Origin of the sequence: Streptosporangium roseum DSM 43021 (genome assembly GCF_000024865.1) — a bacterium.
Classification (GTDB): Bacteria; Actinomycetota; Actinomycetes; order Streptosporangiales; family Streptosporangiaceae; genus Streptosporangium; species Streptosporangium roseum.
Window position 1 is genome coordinate 5,718,006 of record NC_013595.1, and the last position, 14,314, is coordinate 5,732,319.

Here is a 14,314-nt window from a genome sequence, read left to right on the forward strand (position 1 = left end):
GCTGCTTCCTCGCTAGTGAGTTCGACGCTAGGGCGCGGCACTGCCCCGCTTGCGGGTGACGAAGAGTCCCCAGCCGAACTCCCCGTCGTCGATGGCGACCTGGATCTCCTCGCAGGACGTGGAGAAGGCCAGCATCCACTCCCGGGCCGCGGCGTCCGGCGTCGCCTCGGCGCGCTCCCGCGCCGTCTTCCCCAGCACGCGGTAGGTCTGCCTGATGTGGCTTTCGAGGTTGCGGGCGAGAATGATCTCGAACCCGGCCTCCTCCAGGGCCGCCTGGTATCCGACGAGCGAGTAGCCGCCGTTCCACTTCACCCGATCGTAGACATGCTTGCGGGCGCGCTCGCCGATCTCCTTCTTGGGCTGGAGGAAGTCGGAGAAGGCGAAGACGCCTCCGGGCCTGAGAACGCGGTGGATCTCCGTGTGGCTGCGCGGCTTGTCCGGCACGAGGCAGAGCGCGTCCTGGCTGACGACGTGACTGAAGCTGCCGGGTTCGTAGGGCATCTGCGTCGCCGAGCCGTGGCGGAACTCGATGTCGAGTCGCTTCTCCCCGGCGAGCTTCTCCTGCGCGAACTTGATGCGTTCCCTGCTCAGGTCGAGCCCTTCGCCGCGGCAGCCGAAGCGCTCGGCGAGATGGATCATGAAGTTGCCGCAGCCGCAGCCCACGTCGAGCACGCGGGAGGAGCCGTCGATCTTCGCTTCCGCCGCCAGGACCTCGGAGGTGCGCTCGGCGGCCGCGAGGTAGTCGTCGTCCGCGTCGTCCGCGAAGTAGCCCGTGTGCAGGACGCCGTCGCCGTCCCAGAAGCTCAGATAGGTCTGCAGGGTCTGGTCGAAGAAGTCTCCGACGTCCCTCTCGGTGTAGATATGGCTGATCGTCGACATCACAGGTTCCTTCCTTGTCTCCCGGAGGCTCCTCCGGTGCGGATCGCCGAGGTCGTCATGTGTAGGTGTCCTTGCGCGCGGCCGTGAGGTGGGGCAGTTCAGGTCCCACCACGCTGGCGCCGCCGTCGATCAGGTGGATCCCGCCGGTGACGAAGGAGGCCCGCTCACCGGCGAGGAAGGTCGCGACGGCGGCGAACTCGTCCGGCCGGGCGAGACGGCCCAGGGCGTTGTGATGGCCCATGACGCGCAGCCGGGCTTCGACGTCGCCGCCCTCGGCCAGCTTCGCGGCCGCCCGCTCCACCGGCGGGGTACGGGTTGTGCCGGGCGCCAGCACGTTGACGGTGATGCCGTCGCGGCCGAGTTCCGAGGCGAGGGACTGGGCGAACCGCACGATGGCGGCGCGCGCCACGCCGGAGAGCGCCAGCCGGGCGACGGGGACGCTCGCCGTCTCCGAGGCCACGAAGAGCAGCCGGCCCCATCCCGCGGCCCTGAGGTGCGGCAGCGCCGCGAGGGCCAGGCTCACCGCCGGGAGGAGCACCCCGTCGACGGCCGCCTGGTACTCCGCCGGCTCGAACTGCGAGGCCGTGCCGATCTGCGGGCTGCCGCCGCTGACGAGGACGATGTGGAGCGCGCCGAAGTCGGCGGCGACCTCGTCGACCCAGCGGCGCGCCGCGGCCCGGTCGGTGACGTCGACGCTCGTGACGTGGACACGGCCGCGCGCCACCTCCTTGATAGCGCGTTCGGCCTCCGCGAGCCGGCCGCGGTCGCGCGCGCCGATCGCGACGTGCGCGCCCTCCCTGGCCAGTTCCTTGGCGGTGGCCAGGCCGAGGCCGCTCGAACCGCCGGCGACGAGCGCGACCTTGTTCCCAAGCCCCAGATCCAATCGTCCTCCTTCTCGTCTTCCGAGCTTTGTCTTCCGAGCTTGTCGCCCCAGCTCTCCCGAGCTTGCCGCCCGAGCCCTACGGCTCCTCGGTCGCCCGTGGCGCCGCGGCGCCGGCTCGCCGCGGACCGGCGAGGAGCGTGCCGCCGTACCTGTAGCCGTAACGCCGGAAGAGCGGCCATGAGAGCGCCGTCGCCGTCAGCCTGGCGGGCAGCGGAAGGGCGGTCCTCCACGAGTCGTCCCGATCCCGGATGACGGTGGCGCCGGTGCTGAAGCGATCCGGATTGCCGGTGACCGTGTGGTTTGTGTGAAGCTCGATCGTCCGGCCCCGCATCGGATTGGCGGCGGGGTCGGCGCCGCAGAGCCGGAGCAGCGCGTCGATCGTCCCGGCCGGGTCGGCGGCGAACTCCTCGTAGCGCAGGAAGAGCGACCGCTCCGGATGGCGGCGGATGATCGCCTGCGAGGCCACGTTGAAGCCGTGCCAGTAGGCCGTGCTCGTCCTGGACGGCATGACGTAGCAGTACTGCTTCGGCTGGCTCCACGACTGGGCGACCGCCCGGGGGTCGCGTACGAGGTGGACGTAGTAGGGCGTCACCCCCTCGAGGTGCGCCAGCAGGGCCGCCTCGCCCGGGATCTTCGTCGTGTCCACGATCACGCGCGCATCCGTCCGCTCGGCGATGGCACGGTAGGTCAGCGCCATCAGGGCGGCGTGCTCGCGGATCTCGTCGCAGTGCAGCCCGCGGTCGAGCACCCGCCAGGTGTGCCGCGTCCGGACGTAGGCCAGCTGGCGGCGGACGACGGTCTCGGCGTGCTCCTCCGCCGAGACCCCGGCCGGCCGGCCGAGCGGGAGGATCTCCGACCAGAGATGGCAGTCGGTCAGCTCCCTGCCGCAGCCGCACGAGCTGTTGGCGCCCCTGCCCGCGGCGTTCTTCCACAGGAAGTGCAGCTCCCCGACGTGGAAGAAACCCGGGATCTCGTTGAGGACGTTGCCGATGATGGTGCTGCCGTTGCGGCACCAGCCGGTGATGCAGAGGATCTTGAGTGGTGATGCGTCCATGGCGTGCTCCTGACTCAGCTCACGACCGCCGGCCGCGTGGCCGGCTGGCGGACACAGAGCGCCACGGCCACGGCCGCCGCCGCGCAGACGGCGCCGGCCACGAACACGGCGGGGTACCCGAAGCCGGTCGCGACCGCTCCGATCACCGGCCCCCAGACGCTCAGGCCCAGGTCCCAGAAGGAGGTGTAGGCGCCGATCGCGGCTCCCTGCTTCGACGCCTCGGTGAGGTTCATCACCATCAGGGCGAGGGACGGGTGCAACAGCGAGAATCCGGCTCCCATGACCAGGCTGCCGATCACGGCGACCGTCAGGTTCGGGGCCAGGGCGATGATCAGGAGGCCGGCGGCCTCGCCGACACCGGACCAGGTCGCGACGCGGCGCGGCCCGAGCCGGTCCGGCAGGTGGCCGATGAACAGCCGCGTGCCGGCGTAGACGGCGCTGAAGCAGCTGAGCACGACGACGCCCGAATCGATGCCACGGGCCTGGAGGTGGAGGACGACGAAGGCGGCGAGGCCGGCGTACCCGGCGGCGGCGAGCGCGAGCGCCGCCCCCGGCAGCAGCGCCGGGCGCACCAGCAGGGCGTGCCCCCCGCTCGGCTGCTCGGTGCGGGGGGACACGGGAGCCAAGCTGATCAGCGCGAGCCCGATGAGCGCGGCGGCGACACTGAAGCCCCACACCGCGCCGTAGCCGAGGGGCAGCAGCGTCGCGCCGAGGAAGGTTCCCACCGAGATCCCGCCCCACATGCTGACGCCGTAGAGCCCGATCAGCTGCCCGCGGCGGTGGTGCGGCGCGAGCGACACGACCCAGACGGCGCCCGCCGTGAAGAGCGACGCCTCGCCGACGCCGAGCAGCAGGCGGACCCCGATGAGGCCGGTCAGGCCGAGCGGCAGGAAGTAGAGCGCGCCGCCCACGGCGACGATCAGTGCGCCCAGCTGCATGACAAGACGATGGCCGTACCGGTCCGCCAGGTGGCCGGAGACGGGCCGTACGAGCAGCGCCGTGAGCGCCGTCGCCATGACCACCATGCCGACGGCGACGTCGGTGGCGCCGAAGCTGTCCCGGACGAAGCCCGGCAGCACCGGGATCGCCGCGGTGAGGCCCAGGTAACCGCAGAAGAGCCCGCCGAAGATCCCGGCGAGGGCGAGGCGCGGGATCGTGCCCTTCTCCGCAGGGGCCGTCATCGCCGCTGCCCGGCCCGGACGGTATCGGCCGCCGCGGTAACCGTGGCCGCCGCAGTCGCCGGGGCCGCCGTGGTAACCGTGGCCGCCGCAGTCGCCGGGGCCGTCGCGGTCGCCGTGGTGGCCGCGGTCGCCGGGGCCGTGGCCGCCACGGTCGCCGGGGCGGGCTCTCCCGGCCGGTCGGCGCCCTGGCCGTCGGGCTCGTGACCGCGGCCGTTGCGCCGGCCGTCCCGCGCCGGGTCCGGCCGGCGCCGGTCCGGTCCGACGGCGCCCGCCACCTTGCGGACCGCCTTGACCAGGTGATCGCAGTCCTCCGCCGAGAGACTGGAGGACAGGGGGATGTCGACGGCCTCCTCCAGGTGCCGCGTGGTGTCCGGCAGCAGCGCCTTGATCGCCGCGACGTCCTTGGTGTCGAACATGAACCGCCAGTTCCAGAAGACCCGCACGTTGGTGTCCTCGTCGGAGCCGAGGTTGCGCGCGTCGATGCCCTCGCAGCAGAGCGCGTGGGCGAACCATTTCGCGTCCCCGCCCGGCACGCGGAAGATGAACGCCTCGCCGAGGTAGGCGCCGGGGGCCACCGGCTGCCGGATCGCGATCTCGGTGAGGTCCGAGAGCGCCGCGGACACGTGGGCGTAGTTGCTGCGGAAGCGTTGCAGGCGGATCGGCAGCCGCTCCATTTCGGCGCGCAGCAGGGCGGCGCGGATCTCGTCCATGCGGAAGCTGAGCAGCGGCAGGTCGAGATCGGTGCTGATCGGCGGCTCACCGTCCGGGAAATGCCGCCGGAGGCGCCCTTCGTAGGCGCCCGAGAGCACGACGGCGCGGGCGAAGAGCAGGCTGTCGTCGGTGACCAGGAAACCGCCCTCGCCGCAGTTGAGCGACTTGTCCGACTGGGTGCTGAAGGCGCCCGCGAGGCCGAAGGTGCCGAGCTTGCGGCCCTTCAGCTCGGCGCCGAGGGCCGGCACGGCGTCCTCGAACACCGGCACGCCCATCTCGGCGGCGAAGCGCGTCAGCGCCTCCATGTCGGCGGCGAAGCCGCGCATGTGGACCACCAGGATCCCCTTGATCTCGGGTGTCCAGCGGCGGCGGAGGTCGGCGAGGTCCATGTGGAGGTTCTCGTCCACCTCCACCAGGAGGGGCGTGCACCCGGCGAGGACGATGGCGCTGGGGGTGGCGACGAAGGTGAAGCCGGGGCAGGCGATCAGGGAGCCCCGCGGGATCCCCGCCGCCATGATGGCGAGCGCGAGCGCGGTGGTGCCGCTCGACACGGCCAGCGCGTGCTTGCTCCCGAAGTAGCGGCACAGTTCCTCCTCGAACTTGCCGCACTCGGTCTCCTGCTGGGCTCGGTGGTCGTAGCGGAAATAGAGGTGGCTGCGGATGGCGCGCAACGCCGCCTCCTCGTCTTCGGGATGGACGAAGACGGCTCCCTTGTCGTAGGTCGGCCACGGTGTGCGCCGGACGGGGCTGCCGCCGTGTAGGGCGAGCCGCGCGTCCTCGGCCTCCTGGGTCCCGGGTAGTGGCCGGGCCGGCGCCGAACCCTCCTTCTTGCTGTCCACCGTCGAGCTCCTTGTTATCGGCTGGCGGGTTCTCTCCTCGATGGCCCGGGCGGGCGTGGTCGACGCCCCCACGCACCTGTGACCGTGGCGCCGGCGCCTCCCCCGCCCGGCCGGTGAGCAAGCCGGAAACGGCGATGGTGGTCATCCGGAAAACCGCGACGGGTTACTTGCCCGGGTGCCCGTTCATAAGTCTGACGGGCTTTTCTGACGCTTCTGGAAGCCGATGAAAACTGTTGAAGTTTCGCCAAATGTATCGATGGTGTCAATGGGGCAAAAAAGCACGGAGATACCGATGGGCGACCGCCCTCTCCGCCCGTTCCCGATTATCCGCGCCCCGGCCGGTGGCTCCGGCGGCAGGCGAAACCCCCCTTCCGGGCCCCATCTGGGGAGATGAAAATTTCCGCTTTTTCAGGTGGGAAATAAGCTTTTGCTGTTTATCGGGTCGGTAACGAATTCCGAACGCCGGACAGGCGCCGCGCTTATTGGCCTGTCCGAAACCGGGCCTTAAGAAAAGCCTCCAAAAAATGACCCGAGGATTGCGCTTGCCGAATACTCCGTCCATGCAGTTCAAGCCGCATGTGAGTACTCGTGGAGGACACCGCCAGGCCGGTCTCGCCGACGTATGTTCAGGGCGATGATTCGCGCGGGATCCGTGATCGGAAGCTGGAGCCGGCTCGCGATCCGGGCGCGGAGGCCGCAGTCGACTACTCCGATCCGCACCGGGCGGACCGGGTACGCGAGGCGACCGGTGGTGCGGGCCCCGGTCTGATCCGTGGCTCGACGCGGACGCGAGCTCCGACCCGGGCATGAACTTCCACAGACGACCACCGCACAGGGTCCTGTGCGCCCGCGCCCGCTCTGTCGCAGGCGAGCCGGTCGGCGCTACTGGCAGGGGTGGTCGATCGCCCGGTCCGCGAGCCGTGGGTTGACTTCGGGGAACGAGCCGTCGCCGAACAGGATCCGCGCCGCCAAGGCACGACCGGCACGACTGCGCAGCACAGTCACCGCCGCCTCTGCCGCAGCAGGGGACCGGATGCCGGCGAACACGCGGCGCAGCAGCAGCCGGCCTCGGAACCGGGTTCGCAACGCGTCCCCGTCGTACCGGCTCAGCATGCGTTGGTCGCCAGTACGCAGGTACCCAGCGGTAACCGCCGCGGCCAATTCGGACATGCGTAAACAAGGGTCCAACCCACCGGCCGTCAGCGGCGACACCGCGCCCGCCGCGTCTCCGACGAGCAGCCCGGCGGGACACGCCAACCGTCGCAGCACACCGCCGACCGGGATCGGGCCACCTCGACGCTCGACCGGCCCGGCCGGCGGTGTACTGCCGGGCGCATCCGCGGCGAAAGCCTCCAGCAGGTGGCGGATACCGGTGCGCATCACGTTCGGATATCCCGCGACGCCAACGTGCGCATGCCGGCCGTCGTCGATCACCCATCCCAGATACCCCGGAGCGACCCGGGGGTCCAGCACGCAGTGGAACGCCGGGGTGGCCGTGCCCGACGCGATCGGATAGACGATCTCGGCACCGACGAGGAACCGCCTGTTGACATCAAGCCCGAGATCACGGGCCACCCGGGAGCGGGCGCCGTCCGCGCCGACGATGAACCGGGCCGTCACCGGTTCCGCACCCGCGAACCGCACAAAACCCATCGACGCGTCGACATACCGTACGCCCAAGAGGACCCGTGCCCCAGCCGACTCCGCCGCGCGGTGCGCTTGCTCGTAGACGGCCGCCATGTCGGCCACGCGGTACTCGTCACGGTCGCTGGTGAGCCGGATCGGCGCCCGCCGCGACGGCGGATACAGCAGCACGTCCCGGATACCCGGCCCGAGCAAGTGATCCGGCACGTCGAAGTCGTCGAGGGTGCGGCGCACGAAGATCCCTGTCGTACGGATGCCCGTCGACAGCGACCTGCGACGGTCGACAACCATCACGTTCAGTTCCCGTCGCGCGAGCAGGCGGGCTGTGCGCAGGCCGGCCAAGCCCGCACCCACGACCAGTACATCCACTGTCTGCATACCTTGCGACGGTAGGGGCGCTGCCTCGTCCCTCCGACGGTTTGCACGCTACCTGCCCCGTACCTTCACACCGTCGCCACACTCGAGACCGTGGATCGCCCCTCTGCGGTTGTGGTGTCCGTGGCCATGCAAGAGTGGCGCCGGCACAAAGGTCGTGAATTGGTGACCGCGTGTGATCGGGGTCGCGATTTTGTAGCCGGCCGCCCGCCCGGCGCGAGACCACCGCAGCCGTGCCCGCCCCGTTCCCGGTCGGCGACCTGCTTGCCGAGGTAGGCGTCTGCCCCGGCATCGCGCTGGCGGCCGCGGCGACCGCAGTCCGGTTCGCGCCCGGCCGGCAGGCCGCCATGGCCGCCGTTCTGGCACGATCCGGGATGACGGGCGCGACGCCGCCGTCGCCACAGCTCGCTGGAGGTCCTGGGGCGACTGCGGCTGAGCCGGGTTCGGCGCCCGGCCCGGCAAGTGCCTTGTCCCCTCAGGCAGGATGGGATCTTTGGATCTTTTCCCGCACGACCGGTTCCCTGTGGTCGGCTGGTGTCGCGGGGTGGTTGTCACACCGGGAGGTGGCCACGATCTGCGCGAGGGTGATCTCGCTCAGCAAGGCGTGCTGGTGCTGCCGGATCTCTGCCCAGATATCGGCCAGTGGTGCGGCGACGCCGGGGAAATACTCGGCGCCCCCCTCGGTCACTCCCTCGCTCACGCGGATCACGTCGGCGAGGGTGATCTTTTCGGCGGGGTGGGCCAGCCAGTAGCCGCCATCGGGGCCGCGCTGGCTGTGGATGAGGCCGGCGCGGCGGAGCTGGAGCAGGATGTTGTCGCAGAATCGGCGGGGGATGTCCTGGGTGGCGGCGATCCGCTCGGCGTGTATCGGGTTGTCGGCCGCCGCCAGGGCGACCATGGCGCGTAGCGCGTACTGGGTACGGGCGGAGATGCGCATCATGTGCCGCGCGGGAGAAGGTCGCGGTAGCGCGCGCAAGCCGTTTGAACGTTCACCGTACGGAGGTGAGTGTGCGCACCGGAGGAGCCCGTTCGCGGGTGAGAAGTGGGCTGCTCTCCACGGCGTGCGGCAGGCCCGCGGGACGGCCAGCGAGACGGGCGGCAGGTCTGGGCGCGCACCTCGTGAGGGGATCGGCGGGGTGCGGTCGTCGAGGGTGTCGAAGGCCGGCGTTCTGACTGCCGCCCTGACAGATGATGACGCGCCCCCAAGAGATACTCCCATTTCTCGACCCATTTGGTGGGTTTACCGTAATTTGACGCTGCGGATTTGGCAATCATGGGGACGGATCCGGGTCCGCCCGGCGCTTGGTGGCTGCGACCTCGCCGCGGAGGTCAGGCTCTGAGGAGGTAGCTGATCGCGGTCGTGGTGGCGATGGCGCCCAGCAGGGCGGTGAGAAGGCGTTCGCCGAGGCGGTGCTGGAGCAGGCGGTGCTGCAGCGCGGAGGCGGCCGATGCGCCGCCGAGCCCACCAAGGCCCAGGGCCAGGCCGATGTCCCAGAACGGCGCGGCGGGCGCCACGCCGATATCGGCGAAATCCAGCAGGGTGTAGGCGACCAGCCCGGTCACCGAGGTCGACAGCGTGGCCGTCAAGGCCAAAGGGGCCGTACGGCGCACCGGCCAGCAGGCCAGGCCGACCAGGGCGGGTGCCAGCAGCGAACCACCGCCGATCCCCAGCACGCCGCCGATGCACCCGGTGAGGAAAGCCAGCCCCGCCAACAGCCTCACACGCCCCTCCCCCATCGGCTCGCGGGCCTGCCTCCAGGTCTTCCTGGTGCCGCGCACGCTGCGCATCAACAGATTCACTCCCAATGGGAGCAGGACGGCGACCAGTAGCAGGCGAAATCGACCGGGATCGGCCAGAACACTGACCCTGGCATAGGCGCCGAGCACGGCCGCGGGTACACACACGGCCGCGACCATCCCAGCGTGGTCGGTGCCCGATCGTGGTGATGAGGGCTCTGCCTTGATCCGCAAACGCCGCAGGGCGGCAGGGGTGGAGATGACGTTGAACAGCAGATTGGTGGCGCTGACCGCCGGTCCGGACACACCGAGCACGCTCAGTTCCACCGGCAGCAGGAACACCGCGCCCGACACGCCGACCGCGGTGCCCAGCAGCGCCACCACGAATCCCGCGATGACGGCCAGCGTCACCTCACCCATCCACGGCTCCCACCGCCGCCCGGGCGATGGGGCCGGCCCTGTCGTGCGCATGCATGCGAATCACGGCGCCATGGTAAGGCGCGCAGCGCACAGGCGGCCCAGCGAGGCGCACAGCGCCGGGACGGCGATCCGAGCGGTGCACCACATGTCCGTCGGCGACCGCAGTAATCACAACATGTCCCTTGGCGACCGCAGTAATCACAACATGTCCCTTGGCGATCGCAGTGATCACATCGCGCGGGCCGTGTCGGCGTCCGGCAGCTGCCGGGCTTCGCTTCGGCGACGAGGCGCCCCCCGGCAGGTGCGGCTCTCGGGGGCGGTGCGCGGACAGGGGAGGAGGACAGGGTCCGATCAAGCCGGGGCAGTCTCCTCATCGGCCGCGCGGCGCCGCAGTTCGGCCTCGATCGCCTCGACCGACTCGTTGGCCTTGTCGCGGCGGTACTCGCGCACCGAGTAGGCGATCGCGGCGGCCCAGATGACGGCGATGGCGATGTAGGCGATGGTTTGCACGCCGCCGGAGGCGTCGATCCAGTCGCTGCGCAGCAATGTGCGGACGTTGGTAAGGATGATGACGCCGCCCACCGCCGAGCCGAGGATGCGCGGCGGGATGTGGCGTACCAGCCAGGCGGCAATCGGGGCGGCGATCACGCCGCCGAGCAGCAGCACGCCCACCCAGCCGAAGTTGATGTTCTCGGAGCCGATGCCGACCAGGAAGCCGAGGCTGGCGGCGATGGCGACGAGGAACTCGCTGGCGTCGATGGAGCCGATCACCTTGCGCGGGGGGATGCGGCCGCTGGCCAGGATGGCCGGGGTGCCGACCGGGCCCCAGCCGCCGCCGCCGGTGGCGTCGACGAAGCCGGCGACCAGGCCGAGCGGGGCCAGGAAGCGCTTGCGCAGCGGCTTGCCCAGATTGCCTCGGGGCAGGCCGAAGGCGGTGAAGCGGACCAGGATGTACGCGCCCAGCGTCAGCAGGATGATCGACATGATCGGGGCCGCGACCTCGGTCGACAGGCTGGACAGGAACGTCGCGCCGGCGAACGCGCCGACGGCGCCGGGGATACCGATCTTGGCGACGACCTTCCAGTCGATGTTGTCGAAGCGCCAGTGCGAGATGCCGGAGGCGAGCGTGGTGCCGATCTCGGCCAGATGCACGGTGGCGGAGGCGGCCGCGGCGTTGGTTCCGATGGCGAGCAGCAGGGTGGTAGAGGTCACGCCGTAGGCCATGCCTAAGCTGCCGTCGACGAGCTGGGCCAGCAGGCCGACCAGCCCGAGCAGGATGAGTGCGCGCACGACATCCCCTTTCCAATGTTTCCTACTTTGTAAGTTGGAATTATCGTTTATTAGGCTCCTGGATCAGTCAAGTCACATTTCGAGCACCCGTCTCGGTATCCGGACGCCGGGGAAAGCCGCCGGAAAAGAGGGCCCCGCCCACCCAGGGGGGCCGGGGCCATCCAGCGGGGATCGAACGCCAAGCCCAGGATCTCGATGCGCTCGCCCTACTTCTCCCTGACACGGGGATCTCGCACACGGACCCGGCCCACAGCCCTCCGAACAGATGACGGCCGCCCTCGCCCGCGGCCTGCGACCGTCCCTGGACGGACGCGGCCACCCGTTCCTGCTCGCCGGCCGCAGCGCCCCGCGCCGGAGCCCGCGCAGCCCTCAGCCGCTATCCGGGCGAGAGCTGCGGGAGGTCACCGCGGCGGTGATGATCCTCAGCCTGCTGGGCGGAGCATTCCTGCTGCCGCTGATCGTGCTCATCGACCTGGTCGGCACCGTGCGGTGGGCATGGTCGACGTCCTCGGCGTTCCAGATCTCGGCCAGGTGCTTCTTCATACGCCAGAAAGGGCCGTAGCCCGACAGAGCACCTGCTCAGTCCTGTGGTCTGCGCCAGGTGATGCTGTAACGCCACAGGAGGTGACGGCGATACCGGGAGCCGGGCAGGATCTCGGCGGCCAACGCTCGCATCTGCGGGTACGTCACCGGCGGCGGCCACACCGTGGGGGACGGATGCTCCCAGTGGCCCTTCATGGCGCGATGGAGGGCGCCGACGACAACGCCGGCCAGGTCGCGCGGCAGGTCGTTGGGCATGGTGCTACGGGCCAGGCCGACGACGGCCAGGACGCCGCCGGGGCGCAGCAGCTCGCGCATGCGGGCCAACCCGGCGGCGGCGTCCATGTGGTGCAGGGTGGCCACCGACGCGACGACGTCGAACGAGGCGGGCGTGAAGGGGTGGGTGAGGAAGTCACCGAGGATGTAGTCGACGTCGTCCGGGTGCTCGCGGGCTTGGCCGATGCTGGGCGCGTCGAGATCGATGCCGGTGACATGCGGCACGGCCTGCCGGAGTCCGCGGGCGAGCATGCCCTCGCCGCAGCCGACGTCGAGGGCCCGCTGGGCGCCATCGGGGACCGCGCGCAGGATGCGGGGGTGGTAATGGATGTTGTGGTTCCACCGCTTGCCGTTCTTCACCGTCATGTGATCATCCTGCCGGACGCAGGCGCTGCCGGCCGGTACGGCTGCGCCGGCCGGAAGCCGTACGCTCCTGCCCCAACCACCCCGATCAGCGGTCACGCTCAGCCGCGGCGCCTTTCGGAGAAGACGACCGCGCTACAGCGGCACTTCGAAGTACGCCCCTCCCCTCCCCCGCTGGAAGGATCCTCACGGGCCCGCCCGAGGAGCGCCGCCTCAGCCGGTGACGGTGAGCCGCGCGGTGATGGCCGGCCCTTCGTCGTGGATCCAGGCCTCAGCGCGCGGGAGCCGATCCTTCACGCCTCCGTCCCACAGACGCCTGAACACGGGATCGGCTCCGGCGGCGGCGCGCATGTTGACGTGAAAACGGCCGATCATGCGAGTGGCCGCGGGGACCAGGGCATGGCGCTGGGTCGCGGTCATGCCGTAGGCGTCGGCGAACACCGCGACACGGTGAGGGATGTCGAGGTCGACGAAGGCGGGCGCCCTGTCCTTCGGATGCAGCAGAGGCGCCCACCAGTACAGGGCGTTGGCGAGATCGTCGACCCTCGTGGTGGGCTTGGCGAGGTCGAAGTCGATGAGAGCGACGGGCAGGTCGCCGCGGAAGACGACATTGCCGGGGCAGTAGTCGCGGTGACTGACCAGCAGGGGCCGGCCATCGGGGGTTGAGGTCGTGATCTGCGCTGCGGGGAGTCCTCCCCATACCGCGTCCGCGGGCGGCACCCAGTCCTGGGCGGCGTCGTGCAGGCGGCGGATGAGCCGTGCGAGTTCGATCAGGACCTCTTCGCCCGCGGTCCAGGACGGGAGGGGCTCACGGGGAACCTCGCCGGGGATGAACGAGAGGACCTCGCGGCCCTCGTCATCGAGGCCGAGCGGGACGGGGGCGGCCGAGAAGCCCGCGGCGCGCAGGTGCGCCAGGTAGGCCTGAACCGTCAGGGTGAAGGGCCGGACCGGGCGGCGGACGGTGTTTCCCACCCGCACGATTCCCTGTGTGACGCCGTCACCCACCAGCGGCTCTTCATCGGGATGACCGGCGTCACGGTTCGGATCGGTCATGAGGCCCCTCTGTTGGTGGTCGTCGACATGCGGGACCTGTCATCAAAGCAGCCCCGTCGCGCGGTCCTCGAGCAGCCCCACCCGTGAGTCAGACCGTGGCAGCGCCGGCCACCAGGACCTCGCACGCGGCGTTGTGCACCGTCTCGCCGCTGGAGAACACCGCCGTACCGGTCACCGGATGGCTCTGGCCGCCATCCCCGCTGAACCGTCCGCCGGCCTCGGTCACGATCAACGACAGCGGCGCGTAGTCCCAGACCTTGCCGCCTACCTGCACCGCCATGTCAAGCTCGCCGGAGGCCACCAGCAGCGCGGCGTGCGCGGACCAGTCGGCCGTCACCACAGCGCCGGCCAACCGGTCCACCTCGGCCCGATAGCGCGCGGGAACCAGTTCGACGGGAGGCAGCACGCCTACCCGGCACGAGCTCAGTGCCGCGGGCTCTTCCCCGACTCCGAGGCGCCGCTCGCCCCTCACCTGACCGTCCACGAGGTCGGCGACGAATGCGCCGTGGCCGCGCGCGGCGTACCACAACCTGCCCTGCGCCGGCACGATCGCCACGCCCACGACCACCTGGCCGTCCTCCTCCAGCGCGATCAGCGTCTGCCAGCGGTCATCATCCTGGACGAAGACGAGCGTCCCGTCGATGCCGTCCAAGATCCACCGACGCCGTCCGTGCCCCAGTTCGCCGGTCTCCTCCCCGATGAAGGCATCAGCCGGCCGTTCGGCAAGCAGCACGCGGCGCACCTCCTCCTCCACGGCCAGGTCCGCCTCGGTCACCACCGAGCCGTCCACCTTCTGCTCCCAGGCTAGATCCTGAACGTGCGCGAAGTACCGCATTCCTACCGTGGCACCAGCGATGGCGGCTCGCTGAGCGAGCGCGAGATCGTCGAGCATGCCCGTCATCCTGCCTGATGCCGAAAAGCCCGCATGGACCGGGGCGTCCCGGTGAACCGCAGCGGCGCGGGCCGCTCGCCGAGCCACGCGGGCGGCGCCGCGAGCACTGCCCGGCCGGCGACAGCCTCACCGCCTGGGCTGAGCGCTCCCTCGAAGAGGACCTGTGACGTGAGCACT

The 14,314-nt window shown here is 70.6% G+C and carries 13 protein-coding genes; 1 reads left to right on the forward strand and 12 read right to left on the reverse strand.

Features of this window, described 5'->3' with window-relative positions; genetic code table 11:
- Positions 1-27: 27 nt before the first annotated feature.
- The 9 genes from SROS_RS25085 to SROS_RS25125 form a co-directional block, all read right to left on the reverse strand.
- On the reverse strand, positions 28-879 hold the full coding sequence (locus SROS_RS25085; protein ID WP_012891712.1) for a class I SAM-dependent methyltransferase: 852 nt from the start codon (positions 877-879) through the stop codon (positions 28-30).
- Positions 880-934: 55 nt separating this feature from the next.
- On the reverse strand, positions 935-1,762 hold the full coding sequence (locus SROS_RS25090) for an SDR family NAD(P)-dependent oxidoreductase (RefSeq protein WP_012891713.1): 828 nt from the start codon (positions 1,760-1,762) through the stop codon (positions 935-937).
- A 76-nt stretch (positions 1,763-1,838) separates the two neighbouring features.
- Positions 1,839-2,816 (reverse strand): sulfotransferase, encoded by a 978-nt coding sequence (locus SROS_RS25095; RefSeq protein WP_012891714.1) that lies wholly within the window; start codon positions 2,814-2,816, stop codon positions 1,839-1,841.
- 14 nt (positions 2,817-2,830) lie between these two features.
- A complete protein-coding gene (locus SROS_RS25100) occupies positions 2,831-3,997 on the reverse strand; it encodes an MFS transporter (RefSeq protein ID WP_012891715.1) in 1,167 nt (388 codons plus the stop codon).
- A complete protein-coding gene (locus tag SROS_RS25105) occupies positions 3,994-5,547 on the reverse strand; it encodes a DegT/DnrJ/EryC1/StrS family aminotransferase (RefSeq protein WP_012891716.1) in 1,554 nt (517 codons plus the stop codon). The genes SROS_RS25100 and SROS_RS25105 overlap by 4 nt, the downstream gene beginning before the upstream one ends.
- 882 nt (positions 5,548-6,429) lie before the next feature.
- On the reverse strand, positions 6,430-7,569 hold the full coding sequence (locus tag SROS_RS25110) for an FAD-dependent oxidoreductase (RefSeq protein WP_012891717.1): 1,140 nt from the start codon (positions 7,567-7,569) through the stop codon (positions 6,430-6,432).
- Positions 7,570-8,041: 472 nt separating this feature from the next.
- A complete protein-coding gene (locus SROS_RS25115; protein ID WP_012891718.1) occupies positions 8,042-8,506 on the reverse strand; it encodes an RrF2 family transcriptional regulator in 465 nt (154 codons plus the stop codon).
- A gap of 389 nt (positions 8,507-8,895) precedes the next feature.
- Positions 8,896-9,723 (reverse strand): TSUP family transporter, encoded by an 828-nt coding sequence (locus tag SROS_RS25120; RefSeq protein WP_012891719.1) that lies wholly within the window; start codon positions 9,721-9,723, stop codon positions 8,896-8,898.
- Between the two features lie 351 nt (positions 9,724-10,074).
- Positions 10,075-11,013: a sulfite exporter TauE/SafE family protein gene (locus tag SROS_RS25125; protein ID WP_012891720.1), complete on the reverse strand. Its 939-nt coding sequence runs from the start codon at positions 11,011-11,013 to the stop codon at positions 10,075-10,077.
- A 265-nt stretch (positions 11,014-11,278) separates the two neighbouring features.
- Here SROS_RS25125 and SROS_RS51710 point away from each other — a divergent pair, with 265 nt between their 5' ends.
- Entirely contained in the window at positions 11,279-11,575 is a 297-nt protein-coding gene (locus SROS_RS51710) for a hypothetical protein (protein ID WP_043652891.1), read from the forward strand.
- A 17-nt stretch (positions 11,576-11,592) separates the two neighbouring features.
- On the opposite strand, the gene SROS_RS25135 is transcribed toward SROS_RS51710, so the two are convergent.
- The 3 genes from SROS_RS25135 to SROS_RS25145 all read right to left on the reverse strand — a co-directional run bounded on the left by SROS_RS25135 (position 11,593) and on the right by SROS_RS25145 (position 14,137).
- Positions 11,593-12,195 (reverse strand): class I SAM-dependent methyltransferase, encoded by a 603-nt coding sequence (locus tag SROS_RS25135; protein WP_012891721.1) that lies wholly within the window; start codon positions 12,193-12,195, stop codon positions 11,593-11,595.
- A gap of 210 nt (positions 12,196-12,405) precedes the next feature.
- On the reverse strand, positions 12,406-13,245 hold the full coding sequence (locus tag SROS_RS25140; protein WP_012891722.1) for a phosphotransferase enzyme family protein: 840 nt from the start codon (positions 13,243-13,245) through the stop codon (positions 12,406-12,408).
- 88 nt (positions 13,246-13,333) lie between these two features.
- Positions 13,334-14,137 carry an inositol monophosphatase family protein gene (locus tag SROS_RS25145; protein ID WP_012891723.1) on the reverse strand — a complete coding sequence of 268 codons (804 nt, stop codon included), beginning with the start codon at positions 14,135-14,137 and terminating at the stop codon, positions 13,334-13,336.
- Between the last annotated feature and the right edge of the window lie 177 nt (positions 14,138-14,314).

Coding starts and splice junctions, on each gene's coding strand:
- SROS_RS25085 (WP_012891712.1), bottom strand. CDS start 879: ATGTCGACGATCAGCCATATCTACACCGAGAGGGACGTCGGAGACTTC.
- SROS_RS25095 (WP_012891714.1), bottom strand. CDS start 2,816: ATGGACGCATCACCACTCAAGATCCTCTGCATCACCGGCTGGTGCCGC.
- SROS_RS25100 (WP_012891715.1), bottom strand. CDS start 3,997: ATGACGGCCCCTGCGGAGAAGGGCACGATCCCGCGCCTCGCCCTCGCC.
- SROS_RS25110 (WP_012891717.1), bottom strand. CDS start 7,569: ATGCAGACAGTGGATGTACTGGTCGTGGGTGCGGGCTTGGCCGGCCTG.
- SROS_RS25115 (WP_012891718.1), bottom strand. CDS start 8,506: ATGATGCGCATCTCCGCCCGTACCCAGTACGCGCTACGCGCCATGGTC.
- SROS_RS25120 (WP_012891719.1), bottom strand. CDS start 9,723: ATGGGTGAGGTGACGCTGGCCGTCATCGCGGGATTCGTGGTGGCGCTG.
- SROS_RS51710 (WP_043652891.1), top strand. CDS start 11,279: ATGACGGCCGCCCTCGCCCGCGGCCTGCGACCGTCCCTGGACGGACGC.
- SROS_RS25135 (WP_012891721.1), bottom strand. CDS start 12,195: ATGACGGTGAAGAACGGCAAGCGGTGGAACCACAACATCCATTACCAC.
- SROS_RS25140 (WP_012891722.1), bottom strand. CDS start 13,245: ATGACCGATCCGAACCGTGACGCCGGTCATCCCGATGAAGAGCCGCTG.
- SROS_RS25145 (WP_012891723.1), bottom strand. CDS start 14,137: ATGCTCGACGATCTCGCGCTCGCTCAGCGAGCCGCCATCGCTGGTGCC.